This window comes from Jiulongibacter sp. NS-SX5, assembly GCF_052828545.1.
Genome location: NZ_CM128248.1, coordinates 1,522,226 through 1,544,338, shown reverse-complemented (window position 1 = coordinate 1,544,338; position 22,113 = coordinate 1,522,226). Strand labels below are relative to the sequence as shown.

Annotated in this window: 21 protein-coding genes; 8 read left to right on the top strand and 13 right to left on the bottom strand. The window is 39.7% G+C overall.

Annotated features, from left to right (window positions below):
- Positions 1-3 precede the first annotated feature (3 nt).
- Positions 4-339 (bottom strand): bacillithiol system redox-active protein YtxJ, encoded by a 336-nt coding sequence (ytxJ, locus tag ACUXV0_RS06930; protein WP_446192802.1) that lies wholly within the window; start codon positions 337-339, stop codon positions 4-6.
- Between the two features lie 64 nt (positions 340-403).
- Positions 404-1,246, bottom strand: coding sequence for a pantoate--beta-alanine ligase (gene panC / locus ACUXV0_RS06925; RefSeq protein ID WP_446192348.1), 843 nt, complete (start codon positions 1,244-1,246; stop codon positions 404-406).
- A gap of 125 nt (positions 1,247-1,371) precedes the next feature.
- Here panC and ACUXV0_RS06920 point away from each other — a divergent pair, with 125 nt between their 5' ends.
- Both ACUXV0_RS06920 and ACUXV0_RS06915 read left to right on the top strand, forming a co-directional pair.
- A complete protein-coding gene (locus tag ACUXV0_RS06920; RefSeq protein ID WP_446192347.1) occupies positions 1,372-2,778 on the top strand; it encodes an MBOAT family O-acyltransferase in 1,407 nt (468 codons plus the stop codon).
- The gene (locus tag ACUXV0_RS06915; protein ID WP_446192346.1) at positions 2,779-3,618 is read left to right on the top strand and encodes a hypothetical protein; all 840 of its coding nucleotides are present in this window, start codon (positions 2,779-2,781) and stop codon (positions 3,616-3,618) included.
- Between the two features lie 2 nt (positions 3,619-3,620).
- Here the strand turns inward: ACUXV0_RS06915 and glmS are convergent, their stop codons facing one another.
- From glmS to ACUXV0_RS06895, 4 genes are all read right to left on the bottom strand, one after another.
- Positions 3,621-5,459, bottom strand: a complete 1,839-nt coding sequence (gene glmS, locus ACUXV0_RS06910) for a glutamine--fructose-6-phosphate transaminase (isomerizing) (RefSeq protein WP_446192345.1) — start codon at positions 5,457-5,459, stop codon at positions 3,621-3,623.
- An 89-nt stretch (positions 5,460-5,548) separates the two neighbouring features.
- Positions 5,549-6,904, bottom strand: a complete 1,356-nt coding sequence (locus ACUXV0_RS06905) for a DUF4270 family protein (RefSeq protein WP_446192344.1) — start codon at positions 6,902-6,904, stop codon at positions 5,549-5,551.
- Between the two features lie 4 nt (positions 6,905-6,908).
- Complete coding sequence (locus ACUXV0_RS06900) at positions 6,909-7,736, bottom strand: glycogen/starch synthase (RefSeq protein ID WP_446192343.1); 828 nt, start codon at positions 7,734-7,736, stop codon at positions 6,909-6,911.
- A gap of 130 nt (positions 7,737-7,866) precedes the next feature.
- Positions 7,867-9,291: a M61 family metallopeptidase gene (locus ACUXV0_RS06895; RefSeq protein WP_446192342.1), complete on the bottom strand. Its 1,425-nt coding sequence runs from the start codon at positions 9,289-9,291 to the stop codon at positions 7,867-7,869.
- 87 nt (positions 9,292-9,378) lie between these two features.
- Between ACUXV0_RS06895 and rpmH the strand changes: the two genes are divergently transcribed.
- From rpmH to tsaB, 4 genes are all read left to right on the top strand, one after another.
- Positions 9,379-9,534, top strand: coding sequence for a 50S ribosomal protein L34 (gene rpmH, locus ACUXV0_RS06890; RefSeq protein WP_446192341.1), 156 nt, complete (start codon positions 9,379-9,381; stop codon positions 9,532-9,534).
- A 70-nt stretch (positions 9,535-9,604) separates the two neighbouring features.
- Positions 9,605-9,964, top strand: coding sequence for a ribonuclease P protein component (rnpA, locus tag ACUXV0_RS06885; RefSeq protein ID WP_446192340.1), 360 nt, complete (start codon positions 9,605-9,607; stop codon positions 9,962-9,964).
- Positions 9,965-10,009: 45 nt separating this feature from the next.
- On the top strand, positions 10,010-11,659 hold the full coding sequence (locus ACUXV0_RS06880) for a S41 family peptidase (RefSeq protein ID WP_446192339.1): 1,650 nt from the start codon (positions 10,010-10,012) through the stop codon (positions 11,657-11,659).
- On the top strand, positions 11,659-12,354 hold the full coding sequence (gene tsaB / locus ACUXV0_RS06875; protein ID WP_446192338.1) for a tRNA (adenosine(37)-N6)-threonylcarbamoyltransferase complex dimerization subunit type 1 TsaB: 696 nt from the start codon (positions 11,659-11,661) through the stop codon (positions 12,352-12,354). Before ACUXV0_RS06880 ends, tsaB begins: the two co-directional genes overlap by 1 nt.
- Positions 12,355-12,386: 32 nt before the next feature.
- On the opposite strand, the gene hpf is transcribed toward tsaB, so the two are convergent.
- The 3 genes from hpf to ACUXV0_RS06860 form a co-directional block, all read right to left on the bottom strand.
- The gene (gene hpf, locus ACUXV0_RS06870; RefSeq protein ID WP_446192337.1) at positions 12,387-12,743 is read right to left on the bottom strand and encodes a ribosome hibernation-promoting factor, HPF/YfiA family; all 357 of its coding nucleotides are present in this window, start codon (positions 12,741-12,743) and stop codon (positions 12,387-12,389) included.
- Between the two features lie 143 nt (positions 12,744-12,886).
- A complete protein-coding gene (locus ACUXV0_RS06865) occupies positions 12,887-14,443 on the bottom strand; it encodes a hypothetical protein (RefSeq protein WP_446192336.1) in 1,557 nt (518 codons plus the stop codon).
- A 6-nt stretch (positions 14,444-14,449) separates the two neighbouring features.
- Positions 14,450-15,895 carry a TonB-dependent receptor gene (locus ACUXV0_RS06860; RefSeq protein ID WP_446192335.1) on the bottom strand — a complete coding sequence of 482 codons (1,446 nt, stop codon included), beginning with the start codon at positions 15,893-15,895 and terminating at the stop codon, positions 14,450-14,452.
- A gap of 293 nt (positions 15,896-16,188) precedes the next feature.
- Here ACUXV0_RS06860 and ACUXV0_RS06855 point away from each other — a divergent pair, with 293 nt between their 5' ends.
- A complete protein-coding gene (locus ACUXV0_RS06855; protein WP_446192334.1) occupies positions 16,189-19,635 on the top strand; it encodes a M4 family metallopeptidase in 3,447 nt (1,148 codons plus the stop codon).
- Here ACUXV0_RS06855 and ACUXV0_RS06850 read toward each other — a convergent pair whose 3' ends face one another.
- Together ACUXV0_RS06850 and ACUXV0_RS06845 are read right to left on the bottom strand one after the other, a co-directional pair.
- Positions 19,636-20,073 (bottom strand): GNAT family N-acetyltransferase, encoded by a 438-nt coding sequence (locus ACUXV0_RS06850; protein ID WP_446192333.1) that lies wholly within the window; start codon positions 20,071-20,073, stop codon positions 19,636-19,638.
- Between the two features lie 2 nt (positions 20,074-20,075).
- Entirely contained in the window at positions 20,076-20,543 is a 468-nt protein-coding gene (locus ACUXV0_RS06845; protein WP_446192332.1) for a nuclear transport factor 2 family protein, read from the bottom strand.
- 325 nt (positions 20,544-20,868) lie between these two features.
- On the opposite strand from ACUXV0_RS06845, the gene ACUXV0_RS06840 reads away from it, so the two are divergent.
- Positions 20,869-21,051, top strand: coding sequence for a hypothetical protein (locus ACUXV0_RS06840; protein ID WP_446192331.1), 183 nt, complete (start codon positions 20,869-20,871; stop codon positions 21,049-21,051).
- Between the two features lie 5 nt (positions 21,052-21,056).
- Here the strand turns inward: ACUXV0_RS06840 and ACUXV0_RS06835 are convergent, their stop codons facing one another.
- On the bottom strand, positions 21,057-21,548 hold the full coding sequence (locus ACUXV0_RS06835) for a YcxB family protein (protein ID WP_446192330.1): 492 nt from the start codon (positions 21,546-21,548) through the stop codon (positions 21,057-21,059).
- Positions 21,549-21,634: 86 nt separating this feature from the next.
- Positions 21,635-22,054 (bottom strand): DUF4783 domain-containing protein, encoded by a 420-nt coding sequence (locus ACUXV0_RS06830; RefSeq protein ID WP_446192329.1) that lies wholly within the window; start codon positions 22,052-22,054, stop codon positions 21,635-21,637.
- Between the last annotated feature and the right edge of the window lie 59 nt (positions 22,055-22,113).

The window sequence follows — 22,113 nt, the reverse complement described above, 5'->3', positions numbered from 1 at the left end:
ATCTTACAAAGCCTCCTTCAAATCATCGAAAGAGATTCCAAAGTGAGATTCGGTGTATACGCTTTTTCCGTTTTTAATCAGGAGAACTTGTGGTGACTCATGTTCTACGCCAAAGGTGTTGGCTATGGCATTTGAAATAGGTCTGTATTGCAGCAGATCCAGATAATATACTTTCAGGTTTCCTACTTCGTCGGCGTTCCATTTTCTCTCCATTCTGCTTTTGGCGGTACCACTGATAGGGCAGGTGGTGCTGTGTTTGAAAATCAATACCGGCTGAGTTTCAGATTCCTTGATGATATCTTGTAGTTGCTCTTCTGTATTTAAAAGATTCCACTCCATTTCTTGATCGCTGCTTTTAGATTTGAAAAATGAGAACATCGCTTAGGCGTTTAAAAGTTTCAGTTTAGAATACGATATTGTCAATGAGTCTGACGCCGTCCAGATAGGCCGCCGTGCAAATGGCCGTTTTGCCTTCGGTATTCATCTTTTTGATAGGTTCCAGATCATCAAAATCGGCGATTTCAAAGTATTCTGGTCTAAACTCAGGGATGGCCTCAAAAAAGGAATTGATTTCTTTTTGGGTTTCTGCAGCCGTTTTGCCTTGTATCAATAAGTCTTTTGCTTTTTGTAATGCAGCATGTAGTTGCGGAGCAATTTTCCTGGCTTCAGCACTTAGTCTGGTATTTCTGGATGACATGGCCAGTCCGTCTGATTCTCTAAGGGTAGGGCAGGCGATGAGTTCAAGATCAAAACTCAGGTCATTCACCAATCGACGCAAAACAGCCACCTGCTGAAGGTCTTTCTGACCAAAGTAGGCTCTATCTGGGTTAACCAAATGAAAGAGTTTAGAAACCACAATACCAACGCCATTGAAATGACCATCACGGTATTTCCCTTCCATCACATGTTCCAGATTGCCAAAGTCGATAGACAGTTTCGGTAGAGTAGGATACATTTCATCGGCAGAAGGAGCAAAAACGATATCGCATCCTGCCGGTTCCAGTAGCTCACAGTCAGATTCCAGCGTTCTGGGATATTTTTTGAGGTCCTCGGGATTGTCAAACTGCGTAGGATTCACAAAAATGCTGGCTACTACCACCTCATTTTCTGCCCTACAACGATTAATCAAACTGATATGGCCCTGATGAAGGGCTCCCATGGTAGGCACTAAGCCTATACTTTTACCTTCACTGCGATAACTTTTGAGGGCTTTTTTAAGCTCCTGCTTAGAATTGACGACTTGCATAAGGCCAAAGATACACGGCGAAGAACAATTTTGTTATTCTCGCTCCAAAATACACTGTTTGGGCATTGAAGAAATACCTGTAATTTTGCCGATCAGGTATTCAATGGCCTGTTAAAAATCAATTAATGCTTTTTACAAGTTCTGAGTTTTTTGTCCTTCTGGCTATCACTTTTGTGATCTATTATCTTCTCAGGAAAGAGGGGCATCAGAAGCTCATTCTGATCATTTCAAGTTTCGTTTTTTACGCCTGGAATTTCCCAAAGCTACTGATTCTCCTCTGTGTTTCTATCGCCATTAACATTCTGACGGTTAAGGCCATTAAAAATGGTGAGGCCTCGAAGCGATACTGGTGGGCTACTTTGGGTGTTATTATCAATCTCGGCATTTTAGCCTTTTTTAAATACAGTCCGCTTTTGGGCAAAACCTTCTTTGCAGAAGGCTCAGAATTTGGTCAGTTTCTGGTCTCCATTCCTCTACCTATCGGGATATCATTTTTTACTTTTCAAGGCTTGAGTTTGGTGGTAGATACCTACAGAGCCAGAAATAATGATGATAACCTGCCAGAGGATAATAAATCACTCGTAGAGTCCATCGCTTTATATATTGGGTTTTTCCCGCAGCTCATAGCTGGGCCTATCGTTAAGGCTTATGAGTTTTTGCCTCAGATTAAAGGAAAGTTGCTAAAAGACATCGATTGGGAGTACTGTGTGAAACAATTGATTCTGGGCTATTTCTTGAAAATGGTCATCGCCGATAATCTGAAAGATCACACCTTCTGGATGCAGTATCCCTATTTTATGGAGCTTTCGGGGTTAAATCTTTTGGCCTTGCTTTTTGGCTACAGCATGCAGATTTTCTCTGATTTTGCAGGGTATTCTTTGATCGCCTTAGGTCTGGCAGGCCTGTTCGGCTATCGCTTAAGAGACAATTTCATGTTCCCTTATATCTCCTCTACTTTTTCAGAGTTTTGGAGACGATGGCACATTTCTCTCTCCACTTTTTTGAGAGAGTATCTATACATTCCGCTCGGAGGGAATAGAAAAGGGAAAGTCAGAACCTATTTCAATCTCATGATAACCATGGTATTGGGTGGTTTTTGGCATGGAGCGGCCTGGAGTTACGCCGTTTGGGGTGCTGCTCACGGTATTGCTTTAGCAGTAGAGCGTTTGATGGGTGATTATATGCCATTCAATTGGCCGAAAGGACTCCGATTTATCAAAGTGATTTTCATCTTTAGTGTGGTCACGCTTCTATGGTTATTATTTAGGTTGCCTGCATTCTCTGAGGTGATCTTGTATGTGCAGCAGATTAGTCTTGCTCCGTTTTTTAAAGGACTGGATGATCTCAATACCGTTTTCTTTATTGGCATGTATTCACTCCCAATTCTTGCTTATCATCTGATTTACCTGCTTAATGAAAAGGAGAAAAGAAAGTGGTTTGTGTCTGCAGAACCCGTAATGTATGGAGCCTTACTGTTCTTTATTTTGGTCAATAGTGGTTCATCGGGTAGCTTTATTTATTTCCAGTTTTAGATGATCAAAAGAATTGTCATATCGGCTTTAGTTCTTCTGGTGGCTTACGCTCTGGTCCTAAAGGTTTTGCCTGCAGATTTAGACTCAGACCAAAGTCAATGGAGCACCAATGTGATTAAGGCGAGAGATTATATACTCAGCAAAGAGGACTTTGAGACCGTTCTTGTTGGTACATCTTTATCGACCAGAATCGTAACGGATTCATTGGGAGAAAACATTGCCAACCTTTCGTTTAGTGGCTCTACCGTATGGGATGGTTTACAGCTGATTGCTGCCAGAGAGCAGCAACCCAAAAGGGTTTTGATAGAAAGTACCTTTCTTTTCAAAAAGACCGATGGTAGTCTGGCGAGGTATGTTTCAGAAGGCTTCAATGCCAAACTGAAATCTAAACTTCCCGTTTTACGAGAGAAGAATCAACCTGTAGGTATTCTCAAAGGACTGGTAACAAAGGCCATCAAAGGGGAAAACCCACTGCCAGTCTATGATAGTACAGAAGTTGTCATAAATCCTGAGATTTTGGAGTTGCAAGCTGAATATTTTGAGCACGACTACACAGCCGAAAACTATGAATGGGTTTTCACAAAAAAGCTGCTTTGGGCTATTGAAGACTTACGGAAGAACGGCGTGGAAATCGTATTTTATGAGATGCCGGTTCATCCACAGTTTTGTGAAAAATTGGTAGTGCATAAAACCAGACAACACCTGGAGCAGATAGCCGAAGATGAGAACATTCGGTTAATTACCACCACTGATTGTCAAAATTACCAGACGAATGATGGCATACATCTTATACCGCACTCCGGACTTAAATTCACGAAGGAGTTAAGGAAATATCTTTAAGCTTATTCTACCGTAACTGACTTGGCTAAGTTTCTTGGCTGATCCACATTTCTTCCACGAAGTACTGCAATATGGTACGATAGTAACTGAAGCGGAATAGACGCCAATAAAGGAGCTACCATTTCATGAGATGTAGGTATTTCTATAGCGAAGTCTACCATGTCTCTCACTACGGTGTCTCCATGATTAATGATAGCAATTACCCGGCCTTTACGTGCTTTTACCTCCTGGATATTAGAGACTACCTTTTCATAAGAGCTGTCTTTAGTGGCAATGAAAACCACCGGCATGTCCTCATCAATGAGAGCAATCGGGCCATGCTTCATTTCTGCTGCAGGATATCCTTCAGCATGGATGTAGGAGATTTCTTTCAGTTTTAAGGCCCCTTCTAAAGCAACTGGGAAGTTGATACCTCTTCCCAGGAATATGAAGTTTGAGGCAAACGTAAAGAGCTTTGAAATGTCTTTTATTTCCTGATCAAGCTTCAATATCTCTTCAACCTTGTTCGGGATAGCGGCCATCTCAGAAAGTAACCTTCTGTATTGTCCGTCATCAATAGAGCCTTTGTTTTTTGCTGTGGCAATGGCCATCATCGCCAAAACTGTCACCTGAGCTGTAAAGGCCTTTGTACTGGCTACACCAATTTCTGGTCCGGCGTGTGTGTAAACACCGGCATCAGTGAGTCTTGAGATGGATGAACCTACTACATTACAAATCCCAAGAATCGTGGCTCCTTTTTGCTTCGCTAATTCCAGTGCGGCTAAAGTATCAGCCGTTTCACCTGATTGAGATATAGCGATCACAATATCCCCTTCATTGATAATCGGATTTCTGTATCGGAATTCAGAAGCGTACTCTACTTCTACGTTTATTCTGGCTAGTTCCTCAAAAAGGTATTCGCCTACCAAACAAGCATGCCAGCTGGTACCACAGGCCACAAAAACGATTCTTTGTGATTTGGCTAATTTATCGAGGTGATTGATCAGACCCCCTAATTGAATATGAGCTGTATCTGCATTTAAACGACCTCTCATACAGTCCGCAATTGACTTTGGTTGCTCAAATATTTCTTTGAGCATAAAATGCTCAAAACCACCCTTTTCAATGCTTTCAAGCTCAAGCTCTACTGTCTGGATAAAAGCACCCTTCTCCTGATTCTGAAGGTTTTTGATGCTTAGTTCACTATTATGCACAGTCGCAATTTCAAAGTCATCCAGGTAGACTACTTCTTTGGTGTATTCTATGATCGGCGTGGCGTCAGAAGCAAAGAAGAATTCATTTTCTCCAACACCAATTACCAATGGGCTGCCTTTTCTGGCCGCTACTAATTGATCTGGATTGTCTTTATCAATAACTACAATTGCGTAGGCTCCAACCACCTCCAAAAGGGCTAGTCTTACTGCTTCTTCTGTTGAGCAGCCTTTATGTTTTTTTACATCTTCAATGAAGTTGATTAAAACTTCTGTATCAGTCTCACTTTCAAAGCTGTATCCTTTATCTAAAAGTGATTTTTTGATGGAGGCATAATTCTCAATGATCCCATTATGGATAATAGCCAGGTTTTCTCCTTGAGAATAATGCGGGTGTGCATTCACATCATTGGGCTCGCCATGCGTAGCCCATCTGGTATGACCTATACCAATTTTAGCATGTAATGGTTTGTCTTTTAATTCCGCTTCCAGATCTGCTACTTTGCCTTTCTTTTTATAGACTTTCAAGCCGTTACCGTTCAGTAGTGCGATACCAGCACTATCATATCCACGATATTCCAGACGTTTTAAGCCTTTAAGAATTAATGGTGCAGCTTCTCTTTCACCGAGATACGCGACAATTCCACACATAATACAGTTGATTTTGGATGTTTATTCCTACAAATGTAGGTATTGTAGATGAATCAGTTAAAAATAGAAATGTGAAAGAATCCACATTTCTATTTTGTGTAATATAAGTTGAGCTTGAAGTCTTTAAGCACTACTCTGTTTAAGGCAGACCCAAAAATCAAGCTTCCTCCTCCACTTGATGCCGGAATGGCAGAGGCCAGGAAAATACCGTTATCCTGTATAGTACCAGACTGCACAGCCTGGAGGTATGGAGTAATATTGGTTTTAAAGACGTTTAAAGAGTCATCATAGGTAGTGAGAACTCCACTTGTAGCATCCAGTGTCGTATTGATATAGGAATAGAATCCGTTAGTTCTAATTCCTGTACCATTAGCATCTAGCGTTAGAGCTGTAATGAAAGGAGCAATATCTATCTGGCCAGAGAATGTAGTGGTGTCTGCAGCGTATTCAAGTTCTGCATAACCAACTTCTTTAGCTCCTAATTCAGATAATGCAGGGAATCTCACTTTTCCCCCAATACCTGCAGCAGCCTGAACAAAGACTCTGTTTCCGGAATCTTCATATGATTTACTTTGGCCTGAAGAATTAACACCCTCCAGAGCAGTACCTGAACGGTCAAACTCTAATTGGTTAAATCTGCCTGCCGTGAAGTCAAACGTAAAGCCTTTTTTCTCTTCAGAACCAGTGTCATGATAAAATAAGACCAATGACGAATTGGTGCTTGAAGAATTGGCCTGAGAGCCTAGATTGAAAATAGTTATAGCTTCGGCTCCTGCTTCTGCAATTAATACAAAGCCGGGAAACGCATCCTCAAAAGTATCTCTATCGTCAATGATTTCGCCGTTAGAAAGATCAATCAACTCCTGACCTATTTCGTCAGGCAGAATAAGATTATAATAAACGGCCAGACCTGTGTCATTTACCATCGCTTCTCTGTTGATGTCAACAGAAGCAATGGGCGTTGGATCATATGCTACTCTACTATTGTAGTTGTAGTTATTGTCTTCTAAACGAGAGTTAAGCCTATGAACATTAACTCTAATGGTAGATAACGAGTCGCCAAAGAAAAGAAGGCTCTTGTTGGCCAGTCTAATAGCTACTGAATCATAATTCAGACCGGATGTGTATTGATAACTAACAGTTTCCAGAGCACCGGTAAATGAATTTGAGCCTTGAGGTAGGGTGGGCTGGAGAAATGCTGCCGCCGTTACTTTCCCGAAAGCCGGATCATCATAAGAACCAACTAAAGCAGACGACTGACCTGAGGCCAGTAGCGAGTCCAATTGTAGATTTTCTATCTGAATATCAAGAGAATCTGTAAAAAAGGCTTGATTCCCACCTGAACCGTCTGGGAAACCAATGTCTGTCGGGTTTTCACAGGACAAAAAGAAAGCGGAAAGCAGCACGATGACTGCATTCCGCATAAAGGTTGTTTTCTTTAACATATACTTATTCGGCCAGTTCTGGTTGGTTAGCCAATTCAGTGTATAGGTTGTAAAATGTATCAGCGATGTTCTCGTCTTCAATTTGAGCTTCAATTTTCTTGTCAGAAGTTTCATCAACGATGGTATCGATATCATCTCTAAGGTCTTCGTTCGCTTTCACCACAACGTCTGCATATTCACAGCCGATTTTGATGAAACCTTGGAAGTCTCTAGATCTAAGGTTAGCCAGATTTTCATCAGAGATGTCCATCATTTTAGCCTTAGGAATCATGTCCTCAGTGAACTTATGCTCGAATACATTATTGTAAACGGTGAATACCGACTTCGTATTTTTAAAGATCGGATCGTTTTTATAAGTTGTTTTCAGATAAAGAGGAACCAGAGAGGTCATCCAGTCTGTACAGTGTACTACGTCAGGAGCCCAGCCTAGTTTCTTAACAGTCTCCAGAGCACCTTTACAGAAGAAAATGGCTCTTTCGTCATTGTCATCGTAGAATGTTCCTTTTTTGTCAGTGAATACAGTCTTACGTTGGAAATAATCTTCGTTATCCAGAAAATATACCTGAAGCTTAGCAGCCGGAATAGACGCCACCTTTATGATCAGGGGTTTTTCTTCTTCACCTACCGAGATATTGATCCCCGAAAGTCTGACTACCTCATGAAGCCTGTTCTTACGCTCATTGATAGTACCAAAACGAGGCATTAGGATTCTAATTTCCATTCCTCTCTCCTGCATTTCCTGCGGAAGTTTTCTTACCAGACTTGATATTTTGGATAATTCTAGAAACGGGTCGATCTCACTTGTTAAGTAAAGAATTCGAAGTTTACTCATATAGAAGTTTTTTTATGAAAAATCGTGGAAGGTTGTTCCAATTGAGGTGCAAAGATACTAAAAAAAATACGATAAAATGCCAAAGAATTTTAAAATACTTTAAGAATGGAGGCTATTAAACTATTGATGTTTAACTACTTGAGTCTTCTTTTAGACCAAGCTGTGTAAAGCCTTCTGCGTTCTTAGAAAGGGTGAATCCCATAGCCTCTATTGCTGACTTAGCAGGTTCCCAAATTGAGTGATTTCCTGCTATGACTGTGTCAAAGTAATTGTCCAGTTTAGTGCCACATACTTCTTCGCAAATGGCTATGTAATCTTCATAGCTAAAGCCGATTAGAGGTGATCCATAACGCAGCCAGAGTAATCTCATTACCTCATCAATCGACTTGTTTCCCTGGGTTTCCGTGGTAATGATATGATTGAGAATCAGTGCAGCCACAGCACCTTTGTGATATACAGAGACTTTTCGGTTTGGTGTACCTTTTTTATATCCATCTAGCCACAAATCGTAAGAAGACTGAAGCAAGGATTCTGTGGCTTGATCGGCATGGTCAAAATGTCTTCTTAGTGTAGTTTCTAACTCTTTTTGGTACTGCTCCTTTGAGAATACACCAGACCTGTGGAGCATCCAGTCGCCATAAAATGTGGTTAAGCCTTCAGAGACAAAACAGGTCTCAAAGTAATTTTCTTTTGAATAATCATAGGGAAGTAGCTCTTTCGGTCTGATTCTTTTCACATTCCAGGTATGGAAAAGTTCATGAGAGGCAAGGCCCAGAAAGTCGGTGTAAAACTCTTCAAAAGGTTGAGAGACTGGTCCCAAAGTCATCATAGTAGAATTGAAATGTTCTACGCCATGATAATTGGCATTTGGCATCATCCAAAGCATGAAATGAAATTCCGGTTCAGGAAATTCACCAAAAACCTCGATCTGTTTGGCTGTAAAGGCCTCAAAATCCTTTAAAACTGTACTCCATTGAATTTCTGTATTGCCTTTGATCCAAATATGAAATTCTGTTTCCTGTACTTTATAAAAACGATGCTGAATACTATCAGAAATCATGATAGGACTATCCACAATCTCATGGAAGGATTTTGCTTGAAAGGTGCTGACCGTGCCATTTTTAGTAAACGGCATGCCGCTGGCAATAACATCATTGGCTTCAAAATCTATAGCTAAAGAGCAGTCCACCTCTTGTCGATCCTCTACATAAATAAGGCAGTTAATGGGATTGAGATAGAAAAAAGATTGATCTACATAGCTTCCTCCGGCATTCTCAATCTCTGCATAAAACTCGTATTGAACCTCTATTTTTTGGTTACCTCCCGTACGAATTTGCCAGCTGTCCTTGCTTGTTTTAGAAGTCTCAAGTTGATCTCCGTTGTCTGAGAATACCTTTAGGTCGCGGATATACTGGGCGAAATTCTGGATTTCATATCTGCCCGGTCGCCAGGCAGGAAGTTTTATTTCCAAAAGATCAGAATGGATTTCAGAGATTAAGGCCTTAATGCTCAGGTATTTTGAATCTGAAGTCTTTCTGGAAATTTTATAGTTCATATTGCGAAATCGTTTTTGATTAAAAAAAGAAATGTCTATTTTTGCAGTCCGAAATTTAGAACAGGACAAAATTAAAGATATATAAGGATGAAACGTACATTCCAGCCATCAAACAGAAAGCGTAAAAATAAGCATGGATTCCGTGAGCGTAGCAGTACGCCAGGAGGAAAAAGAGTTTTGAAGGCTCGTCGTGCCAGAGGAAGATGGAAACTAACAGTTTCTGACGAGAAGACGCATAAATAAGAATCTGTAAAGGTATTCTAATTGAAGCCACCTGTTTCCAGGTGGCTTTTCTGTTATATTTACTAGTCTAATGGCTCAAACTTTCAAAAAGTCTGAACGCCTTTGTCATAAAAAGGTCATTGAAAGTTTATTTGACAGGTCAAATGAGCTGAATTCTTCATTTTCGGCATTCCCAATTCGGGTGATTTTTCAAAAATCAGAGATAGATCTGGAGCTGCCCAAAGTCTTATTTACGGTTTCAAAAAGATCTTTCAAAAAAGCAGTAGATCGTAACTGGATCAAACGAAGAATGCGTGAAGCCTACCGTTTGAATAAGGAACTTCTTACTTCACAAAATCTCTACATCTGCTTCGTTTTTGTAGGAAAACAAAAGGTCGAGTTCGCAGAAATTGAAAAGAGCTTCGTTAAGATATTGCAACGCATTCAGTAATTTGCAGTCTACTTCATTACCTTTAATTGAGTGACCCTGTTCTCTATGAAGAAACCAACTAAACTTATTTTAATAGCTATTCTGCTTTCTACAGCCACCTTTGTGGGCTTCAAGGCTGATGATCGCTATTTCGAGATCGCTAAGAATCTGGACATTTTCGCAACAATGTTCAAAGAGCTTAACTCACTTTATGTGGATGAAATTAATCCTACTAAAGTGATGAATACCAGTATCAAAGCTATGCTGGAGGAGCTTGATCCTTACACCAATTTCTATCCTGAAGATATGATAGAAGACTACCGAACAATGAATGCAGGTAAGTATAATGGAATCGGTGCTTCAATTGAAAAGAAATTTGGGGAGCATACAATTGTTATGGTTTACCAATATTCACCAGCAGACAAGGCAGGCTTGAAAATTGGAGATGTAGTCACGCATATCAATGGTGTAAGTCTTGCCGGAAGAGATGATGATGAACTCGGGAGGCTATTGAAAGGTCAAACTGGTACCAGAGCCAAGCTGACGATTTCAAGGTTGGGTCAAAAGAAGCCATTGGAAATAGCAGTAGAAAGGGATGTAGTTAAAACTCCAAATGTGCCGCATTATGGAATGATTAATAACGATGTGGGCTATATCCAGTTGAAAGACTTCAGTGCCACTGCCGCTGTGGAGATCAAAAATGCCTTTTCTGAAATGAAAGACGAGGGCATGACCAAGCTGGTGTTAGACCTAAGGAGTAATCCCGGAGGTCTATTGAATCAGGCCATTGAAATCTGTAATTTCTTTATTCCCAAAGGTGAGTTAGTGGTAGAAACCAAAGGAAAAGTAGGGCAATGGAATAAAAAATATTTAAGCCTTCGGAATCCGATCGATTTAGAAATTCCTATTGTGGTGATGGTAAATAGTTCCAGTGCTTCGGCTTCTGAGATTGTCAGCGGAACCCTTCAAGACTACGACCGAGGGGTTGTGATCGGTCAGAAATCATTTGGGAAAGGACTAGTGCAGAGTACACGCCCATTATCATTTAATACGCAATTAAAAGTTACTACAGCGAAATACTACATTCCATCAGGAAGGTGTATTCAGGCCATTGACTACAGTCATAGAAATCCTGACGGTAGCGTAGGAAAGGTGCCAGACTCTTTAAAGTCTACTTTCTTTACCAAAAATGGTAGACCCGTATATGACGGTGGTGGTGTAGATCCAGATATTTATGTAGAGCCAGACGAACTCTCTGAGTTAACGAGTCAACTGATTACCGAAGGGATGATTTTTGACTTTGCTACCCAATACTATCATCAGAATGCTTCAAATGTACCAGAGGATGGCTTTGAAGTTAGTTCTGAGCTATTCAATGAATTTGTATCATTCACAAACGAAGCTGGTTTTGAGTACATCAATGATGCTGAAGAGGCTGTGACAGTTCTGGAGACTCTTCAATCAGAAGATGGTAATTATGAAAGCTGGCGAACCGAAATTCAAGGGTTAAGAGCAAAAGTAAACCAGAAGAAGAAGGAAGATTTTAACCTTTATGCCCAGGAAATTAAGGATGAGCTGGCACTGGAGATTTTAAGCAGATATCATTACGATAAGGTCATGAAATTTGTGTCTTTTGAAAAGGATGCGGAGGTGCAAGAAGCTTTAAAGCTTTTTGGAGATATGAATCGCTACAAAAAAATTCTGTCTGGAAAGTAATGGCGTTAATCCTAAGCATTGAAACTTCAAATGAAGGTTGCTCTGTGGCTTTGCACAGTTCAGGGGAGTTAAAGAGTAATATTGAGCTTTTTGAAGAAAGGTCAACAGCGGAGATGCTGACTACCATGATTTCAAACTGCCTAGCTCATTCAAACGTGACTTTTAATAATCTGGATGCTATTGCAATTTCAAAAGGACCGGGTTCTTATACTGGATTGAGAATAGGGGTGAGTACGGTGAAGGGTCTTTGCTTTGCTAGTGACTTACCTCTTATTTCTGTGAATTCTTTAGATTCAATGATAGAGCAGGTGAGGCCTTTTCAGGCTGGCATGGTGCTCTGTCCTATGCTAGATGCCCGCAGGATGGAGGTGTACTCCAAAATAGCAAAGAACGAAGGAGTTCTTCTTGATACTTCTGCAGTGGTTATTGATGAAAACTCTTTCAAAGAGTTTTTAGAAAAAGAAGAAGTGTTGTTTTTCGGTCCAGGATCTTCAAAGTGTCAAAGTCAGCTCAGTCATTCTAATGCCCTATTTCTAGATGCTGACATCAGACCAAAAGCCGCTGGTATGGGGAGATTGGCCTTCATGAAATATGAAGCTGGCGAGTTTGAGGATGTGGCGGAGTTTGAGCCTTTTTATCTCAAGGAATTTATGGGCACTAAGCCTACTAAAAACAAGAAAGTCGTGGCTCAGTAGAACCACGACCTCTCTAAATCAGAAGAATTGGATTAGTCTTCCATTTCATCCGCTACCGGAACTTCCATCGGCGGTCTTGTATGACTCTTCTCTGTTAATTTTTGTTTGTGCTTTTTCACTTGTCTTGTTAGAACGTCCATCGCCAGATCAGTGGCTTCTTCAAAAGACTCTCCCTTTTCCTTTACGAAAATTGAATTGCCCGGTACGTTCAATTTTACTTCTACCAGCTTTTTCTGAATTTTAGATTTGTCGCCTTTCTCAAGTTTGAGAAAAACTTCTCCATCGATTATTCGGTCATAAAATTGATCAAGTTTATTGAGTTTTCTTTGAATAAAGTCTACTAGAGATTCATCAGCATTAAAGTGCACTGCATTTACTGTTAACTTCATATTTATTTGGATTTAAAGGTTGTAAATATGACCATATGAGAGATAAAAAAGTACTAAGTGGTACCATTTATCTGACACTTTGAAGCTAGACAAAAAGGGCTAAGCTTCAAAATGAAATCACCAAAAAAATGTTAAGATTTGACTTAATCTTCGCCCCCTGAATAATCTTTGAAGGTCTTACGGATATTCTTATCGGTAGCCTCTTTTTTAGACTCCCAGGCCGCGTCTAATTCCAGAGCTACAATACCCTTTAAGTTCATAGCACTAAGAAAACTATCAATAGATTTTTTGAAAGAATTGTCTCTTCTGGCAGATTTTAGAGAATAGTCTCTGGCAAAAATATCTCCCTTGGTCTGAATTTCATTTTTCTTTTCGATGACATAATTCAAACGCTCCAGGAGGTCTTTCATGCTCTTGCCAATAACTTCAGTGGCTTCTAGTGTACCAATTGTTAGCACTGTAGTACCGCCCACTGTAGAAATGGTAGTTTGAAGATTTGCCCGGTCTTTGGCTATAATAGAAGAAAGCCCTGTGGTGGCACCTAATGATGCGTTCAGGATAGATCTATGCTTTTTACCTTTTTTGGCTTTGTTATAGGCCTTTTTAAGTTCTTCTTCTTTCTCTTTGAGCTGCTCCATAAGTTCCCAGCCTCGAGTCATGGTACCTTGGTAAAGAGCATAATTCTTCTTGTCAATCTCTTCCTCATTAACTGCATTATGCACTTTGAAATTAACTCTTCTAACTGCTCTTAGTTGTGATTTGTCAATCACAAAGAAGTCAATATAAAACTCAACAAACTCTGCCGGGTCCTGTACAAAACTGTAATCCGGTGACCAGATATACTCATACTGATTCGGAGTGTTTTTGATCAAATCTTGCTTTCTGATGTCTGGGTGGTTTGTAAGAAAATCGAACGTTTCAATATCCTCATCACCATTGGGGTCAGACAAATAGAAGCCAATATTAATGGTTTCACTTTCCTTGAGTTCAATTAAATCAACTTTAGGGACGATAGTGATAGCCGGTGGTAAGTCCAGTTGAGTAGGGGCTAGCTTTAAACGTCCTTTAGTCTGACTTTTCGAGGGCTGATCTTCTACTGAAAAGTGGATATAAATGGGCTCATTTTGCAACTTTTTAAATTGCGTAAATGAAGGAGACCATGTGACTTCCCCTCTACTGCTAATATTAAGACCTTCGGGAAGCTCTTCTATGGACGGAATAAACACTAGTGGATCATTATCTTCATCATAGACCAAAGAAGACTCGATTTGATAAGTATTATTGGTGTTGAATTGAATATAGAAAGGCTTCAATTCATTGACCACGGGTGGCCTATTGGTGTGTTCCACCACCAAATCCATGGTTCTCCTAACGAATGCACCAGAATCCGTTTTGGCCTCAATTAAAATCTGATATAGCTTTCTACGCTCAATTCTATCCACCAAACCATAGTCAGGAGTCCATGAGAAATGGCCTGTGGAATCGAGCTTCATACCAATCTGTTTACCCTGAGTGATGCTGAATATGAAGTTCTGATCATCTTCAGGGCCACCTACTATAAGGTCAAACTCCTTCTTTTGTCCTTCTTTTAGGACATCCCAATCTTTACTAAAAGGGAAAATGATTTGATACTCTCCTTGTGCACGTAATAGTGAAGGTATTGACAGTAGCAATACCAGTAATAGCTTTTGTATTTGCATACTTTTTTAATTCTCTTTCTTTGGTAGAACTACGCAAGGGAAACCGAATAGACAACGATCTTTGATCATTTTAGATACCTCTGGCGGCACATTTTCTTCCCAGCCTGATTCTCCCTTTTTGATGAGATCTAACATGTTATCGGTTTGTACATCCAGGTTTTTCGGATTGTAGTGGTAGATATCTTCTATTTTATGATTCGCTATAAGGTATCTGTACAAATCAATCAGCTCCATTGGCGGATTAAACTTCATACAAGTCCATATAGATTTGGTATCTCTCCTTGTCGGATACACATAAAGCTTCACTTTTCTACTGAATAGGGTAGCAAAAGACTCCAAAATTCCACCTGGCAAGTCAGTGTAATTCTCCTCTTCAAAAATATACTCCAGGTTAGGGTAACCTATGATTAACCCAATCTTGTGTTTGGTAATATTTGAAAGGTAGGAGACCAGTTTATAGTACTCGTGGTAATTGGTAATCATTACGGTTTCACCCAGAGAACACAGAATGTCTACTCTATCCAGAAAGTCTTTCTCATCAATAATGTCTCCGTCCTGATCTTCTTGTAATGATTGTAAGGTAAGTTCACTTACTACCACCATGTTTTTCTCGTCTACATCAGGTTCACGGAGGTATTGCTTCACACCGTTTTTCAGCATATCCAGATGGACATTGATCAATGGCCTAAATCTACCACGCAGCACCACAATGTTTTTCTGATATAATGAATCGAAAGGTTGTAGATTTTGACCGTCAGGTCCAAAAAGGGCTACATCTGAGAAACCATATTTCACCAAGTGAAGGCTCATCAAGCGGCTATCCACTTCCTTAAACTCTGGTCCATCAAAATGAACCATATCAATCTGAAGTCGGTCTTTTGTAAGATTATCCATCAGAGAGACCAAAAGCATCTCTGGATCTTTGTAGTAATTAAAGCACCCGTAAATGAGGTTTACACCAATGATTCCCAGTGCCTGCTGCTGAAGCAGGTTGTCATTATCATGCATGGTTAAGTGAATGATAATATTGTGGTAATCACCGCCAGGTGTTAATTGAAAACGACAGCCCATCCAGCCATGAGGACTGTTATTCTTATGATAGTTTAGAGCTACCACAGTATTGGCAAAAGAGAAAAACAAAGTATTGTCGCCTCTTTTCTTTTCAAGGCGTTCTTTGAGTAAGCCATATTCATGGTCCAGCATACTGTGTAGTCTTTCCTGACTTACATATCTTTTGGAGCTGGTTTCTCCATAAATGGCATCTGAGAAAGTCATGTCATAGGCAGACATGGTTTTGGCAATAGTGTTACTGGCACCTCCTGCTTTAAAAAACTGAGCTGCCACCTCCTGACCAGCTCCTATTTCTGCAAAAGAACCATAGATGCTTTTATCCAGGTTTACCCGGAGTGCCTTCTGTTTACTTGATAGGTTTTTTTCGTGTACTACAGACATAGATGTTTTTTTAACGCTGGTGAGACTAATTTCTTATACCGCTTTTGTTGATTGATCAGTGCAAAGCAAAATTAATAATTTTTGCACTTTTCAAAGCCAAATCCTCTTAAATGCTGCTTTTTATTGCACTTAGCAATATATACGTACTCTATTTTTTTGTGATTAAAGCTATCTCAAAAACATACTGATCTCACAAAGTTGTATATTTGGTGAGTTCGTCTTTTCAATGTACAGTTTCATAGACGAATAGTTGATATATAGGAATAAATGTATTTTCAGAAAATATTGAAAAAATGAAAAATATAATAATTACAATAAGTATACTTTGTATTGTAAATATTGTAAATGCTCAAAAGAGCTTTAAATCGCACAACTCAAAAAGTGAGAAAATTGTAAAGCCTAATCAATCTTTCGAAAGCATTTCAGCTAGAAATAAAATTGAACTGTACCAGGTTTACCCTGAGGTGAAGCTTCACGAAAAGGATGATGTTAAGATCAAGAGAGATCCTCAGACTGGTGATGTGATCTTTATTGAAAACCTGAGTCAGGAAAAAGTCTCCAGAAAAGTAAGAAAGTCTGCTAAAACCCAGGCTTTAGACTTTATGGAGATGGTGAAGCCAAAACTAGGTTTAAAAGAAGTAGATGAGGAGTTAATTATAAATGACACCCACTTTGATGAGCATGGTCTAAAACATTCTTTTGCCCAGCAATATTTTAAAGGTGTCCCGGTCTATGGAGCAGAACTGAGAATACATGCAGATAACCAAAGAGTAAGAACCGTAAACGGACGATTTAAATCGATAGAAGATGATTTAAATGTACAGCCTGCTTTTGATGCGGAGAATGCCATTGACAAAGGACTGACTTACCTGGCTACAAAAACTGTAGTAAAGAGTCTGGCTTCTGAAGGTATTCATCTGGATCTTGGGAAAAGCACAGCAGAGCTCTTTGTCTATACCCAAAATAATGAAAGCGTATTGGCTTATGAATTAACGCTCAGGCCGAATGTATTGGAGAGATGGGTGGTCTTTATGAATGCTCATACAGGTGAAATTATTGATGAATATAACCATACTTGTACGTTTGATGGAGTTTTTCAGACGCAGGCTGTTGACCTCAATGGCGTAACTCGAGCCTTTAGGATTTATGAGCGGCAGAATACTTATTTTCTGATTGACCCTACTAAGGAGATGTTTGATAATGGCAATTCTGTTTTGCCTAATGAGCCTATAGGTGCTATTTGGACCATTGATGCCAATAATTCTAGTATTGCCGGAGAAATGAACCTTTCTCATGTTACTTCAAGCGACGGAAGCACCTGGAGTGCTACGGCAGTTTCTGCTCATCATAATGCTTCAGAATGTTACGAATACTTCAGGAATACTTTCAGCAGAAACTCTCTGAATAATAAAGGAGGTAATATTATTTCTGTTATCAATATCACTGATGAAGACGGACAGGGTATGGATAACGCTTACTGGAATGGTGAGTTTATGGGCTATGGAAACGGTAATCAAGGTTTTAAGCCGCTGGCAGGTGCATTGGATGTGGCAGGTCATGAAATGACTCACGGTGTGATAGAAAATACAGCAAGGTTAGAGTACAGAAATCAGTCTGGAGCTTTGAACGAGAGTTTTGCTGATATTTTCGGAGCAATGATTGATCGCGATGACTGGTTGCTCGGAGAGGATGTGGTAAAGTCTAGTGTTTTTCCGTCGGGTGCTCTCAGAAGCTTGGAAAATCCGAATCAAAGCGGGAAAAGAGATCCTGGGTATCAACCTAAATACATGAGTCAGTACGTCTACCTAAGAGACACTCCGAGCGAAGATAATGGGGGTGTTCACGTAAATTCAGGAATACCAAATCATGCTTTTTACCTTTTTGCCACCGGGCAAGGAATGAATAAAGACAAGGCCGAAAAGATCTATTATCATACCCTTGATAATTACATGACCCGTACTTCCACCTTTGTGGATTTACGTCTGGCAGTTATTCAGTCGGCCAAGGATTTATTCGGTGATGGTGCTGAGGCTGCCGCTGCCAGAGCAGCATTTGACGGCGTGGGCATCACAGATCCGGGTAGTGGTGAGACCTTACCTACAGAGCAGGAACAGGAAATTGAGGTAAACCCGGGAGCTCAATTCGTTATTGTTTATGAGCCGCCGAGTGGTAACCTTTACCGTTTGGAATTAGGAGGGAGTACTTTTGATTTGGTTTCTGAAGGACTTGGTTGTAAGAAGAAGCCAAGTATCACCGATGACGGTACCAGTATGTATTTTGTAGGAGATGATAGCCGTATTTATGGCGTTGATCTCACTCTTTCAAATCCTAGCCCTCAAAGTATCTCGAATGAAGCGGTATGGGATAATGTAAGTATATCAAAGGATGGTAGGCTTTTGGCAGCTCTTACTACTTCGCAGGATGCAACGATTTATGTTTTTGATTTTCAGACAAATCAGCAGGCTGCTTTTGAATTATACAACCCTACCTACACCCAAGGTGTATCTACCGGAGAGGTGCTTTTTGCAGATGCGATAGAATGGGATTACAGTGGAGAGTACTTGGTTTATGATGCTTTTAATCAAGTGAATAGTGTTTTTGGGAATGTAGAATATTGGGATGTAGGGGTTTTAAGAGTCTGGGATGTAAATTCAAATACTTTTGGAGATGGACAGATTCAAAAAATCTTTACCGATCTGGAAGAGGGTGATAATATAGGAAACCCAACCATATCTAAAACAAACCCAAATATTTTGGCCTTTGACTACCTTGATGCCATTACAGAAGAATTCTCAATAGTAGGGATCAATCTTAATACTGGTGATATCAATGAGATTGTGACAAATAATACCATTGGATTCCCTGATTACACCATAACCGATAGTCATCTTGCCTATACGGCGGAGACATCGGTAGGGGAGGTAGTAGCCGTAGTCCCGTTGAATTCTAATCGTATTTCGGCCTCGGGTGCTGCAAGTCGTTTATTTGAAGGCGGCGAAGATAAGTTTGCGGTTTTTTATGCTCAGGGGACGAGACAGTTGCCTACCAAGCAAGCTCAGGATATTAATTTTACGGCTATTGGTGATCAAAATCCAGGGGCTTCCATAAACTTATCTGCCACGGCAAGCTCGGGCTTGGGAGTTCAGTATGCTGTTATTTCTGGAGATGCTCAAATCAGTGGGAATAGGCTAGTCCTTGGTAATACCCCAGGTAAAGTGACTATTCAGGCTTTCCAGACAGGAAATGGGGAGTTTACCAGTGCCAATGCTGAGCAGACTTTTTGTATTAATCCATCTGCAACTACAATTAGTCAAAATGGAGACCGTATTGTGGCAAACGGCTCAGGGATGTTTCAATGGTTTATCAATGGCAACGAAATTGGCGGAGTGACTTCCGATAATTTTATTACTACGGAGAGGAACGGTAGTTACCAAGTACAGGCGGCCACGCAAGATGGATGTTTTAGCGGGCTGTCGAACGCCATTAACATTGAAAGACTCCTTAGTGCCGAAAAAGAAAATCTTGTCACTGTGTTCCCTAATCCTTCTTCAGACCATATTTCTTTAGTGTTGAATAATCATGAAGAGCTCATCTCAGCTAAAATTTCAGATACCGCTGGAAAAGAATTAAAAGTTTTCAATAGTGTCAAAACAGATGTTTCCTCGCTTCCGAGTGGTTCTTATTTGATAAAACTGAAAACCAATCTTAGAGAAGGCATTGTCAAATTTGTAAAACAGTAATCACGGTACTAGCCGTGTAGTAAGCTTGTGATGAGAAGGTTTGAAGCCATTATTTTTATAGAACTGAAAAGCCTTCTCTCTCTTTGTATTTGTAGTCACTTCCAGTTGAAAGATTTCTCTTTTTCGGCATTCTTTTTTTAATAAATCCAGAGTAGAGGAGCCAATTTTTTTGTTTCGGGCCAGCTTGGTGATATAAAACTCTTCTATCTCCGCAATTCTTTCAGCATGATGTAACGAGTCTTTTAAATGAAGACTACAGAAGCCAACAGTGATACTATTCAACTGAATTAAATAAATCAGCCAATCTGGATTAAGGACGTTTTTAGAGAAGATGTTCTCAAACAGACCTTTGTTAAGCTCCTCCTCTTCCAGGCTGCATGTATAATCGTAAATGAGATTAAGGTCTTCGGGTAAAGCCTGTTTTAGATATACCTCCATTTTTAATTATTCGTTCGTTTGCAGTCGTTTCGTCTTCGTGTATCTGTAATACTAAGTATTTTCCAATTTTCTTCTGTGTAAACCAATGTGAATAGATTTACTCCGCAGTGTGAAAACTTACCGTTTAAAAAGAATTGATATGGTGTCCAGGCCATTCCCATTTTTCCATCAATCGCAATATGATAGGATTCTATTCTTTCTTCATAAACTTGGTCTACAGGTTTGTTTGCGACACTGAGTAATAGCTTCTTAAGCTCTTCACTTCTTACAATGGTTTTTCCAGTCTTGGCATCTGTATAGATACTTTTTAATGTTGCTTCTTTTGTCAAAGTTTGAGCCATTATAGAGCTGTCTCCTTTTGCCATACCTTTGAAGAATACCTCGATTGTTTCCTGAATTTGGAAATTTTCTTGGGCGTGGACAATTGAGCCGGCTATAAGTAAGGGGAAAATCAACTTAAGAATCTTCATTGTTATTTTATTGATCCGCTTAATCAGTTTTATTTAGCTCAATATACGCAGACTTTGCTGTTAGTCAGAGTTTTATCAAGCGGTAGTGTTTCTTCTTGAAAACTCCAACAATTGTACTTTTCTAAGAATTTGGAGTTGAAATTTTTAGTGAGTGGCAAAGTGCATAAAAACTATGCCAAGAGTACTTTAAACCGTGTTTTGGCTTTAGTAAATGCCCTTTTGGATCTCTATTCGTATATATATTTATATTAAAAATATTGTACTATTCTGGCACTGTATTTGAGGTATTCTTGGTGAATCTTTTATACTATAAGAATACTACCCAATGAAAGTAAAGCAATTTGTACCTGCCGAATATATTCAGCAAGTCATAGAAATGAGCAAAGACGTTTTTTCTCAAGAGGAAGAACTGGAGTTCTTAAAGTCCTGCCTATTTTACCTTCAAGAAGGGTTTGATGCCCATCAGTCCATAGAAATGGCAATGGTGGATTACCTGGTAGATATGTAACCTCTTTAGAGAAGAGATTTTCTTCTCAAGATATTCTCCATTAGCTTCATATCATGCTCGCTATTGAAAACGTTCTTAGGGAAGTGTAAAAACTGTCCCCGAGCTATATGAAGAAGAAAGTCATTATTTTCTAATTTCTCAGCAGATAGAATTGTATCCCATTTAATAACACCGCCTTCGCGTTTGTTAACCTTAACTAATATTTGTCTGCTGTCAATTTCGTAGGCAAATTTGTCAAACATCTGAGCATTTTGCTCCATTTGCGTGGCTGCATAAAACTGGATATACCAAAAAGCTATATAAAGCAATCCTCCTACAAAACCGGTTATCAGTATCCACCAGTTTTTGTAAACTCCAGAGAAATGAAGACCTAGCCCAAGAATCATTACTGCCAAAGGAATAAGCAGCCAGTACCATGAATTCTTAATCTGGCGGGTGAACGCCATATTGATATATTTTTTCTTATCCAGAGCAAATTTCTTTGTCTTTACTATCATCTGTATGTTTTGTCTTGCTGTAAGGCTTGCAAAAATAGAAAAGGCTCGGTACATAACCGAGCCTTCAATTGGTAATTTTCAATGTCTCAAGATTCCTTTATCTGGAGTGTTGTCAGTTTATACTCCTTGTTTTTGTCTTTCTTAACTAATAGATAGACTTTAAAACTTTGGCTGGTGCTTTCATATGTTCCTACAGAGTAAAGAGTAGTACTTTGAGTACCTCCTTCTTGAATATACTTGAAGGAAATAGGAGGGTATTTTTGGAAAAAGCTTTCTAAAATGAGCTCTGCATGGCCATTTTTAATTCTATTGAATTCTACTTGCTCGGCATCTATACCAAGTTCAATTTCCTCTGCCATTACATTTAATAAATGTTCAGGGTCTCCTTTTCTGAATGCCAATTCTATATTGCTACTTACCACAGCCTGGTCTGCGTTCAAATTATTCTCGCTTCCGTTGGCCCAAAATAAGAGCAAACAGAAACCGATTAGCGTTATGTATTTCATAATCTGTTAAAGATTTTCCTGACTAGTATCTTTCTTTACTAATTTTACAGAAACTATGC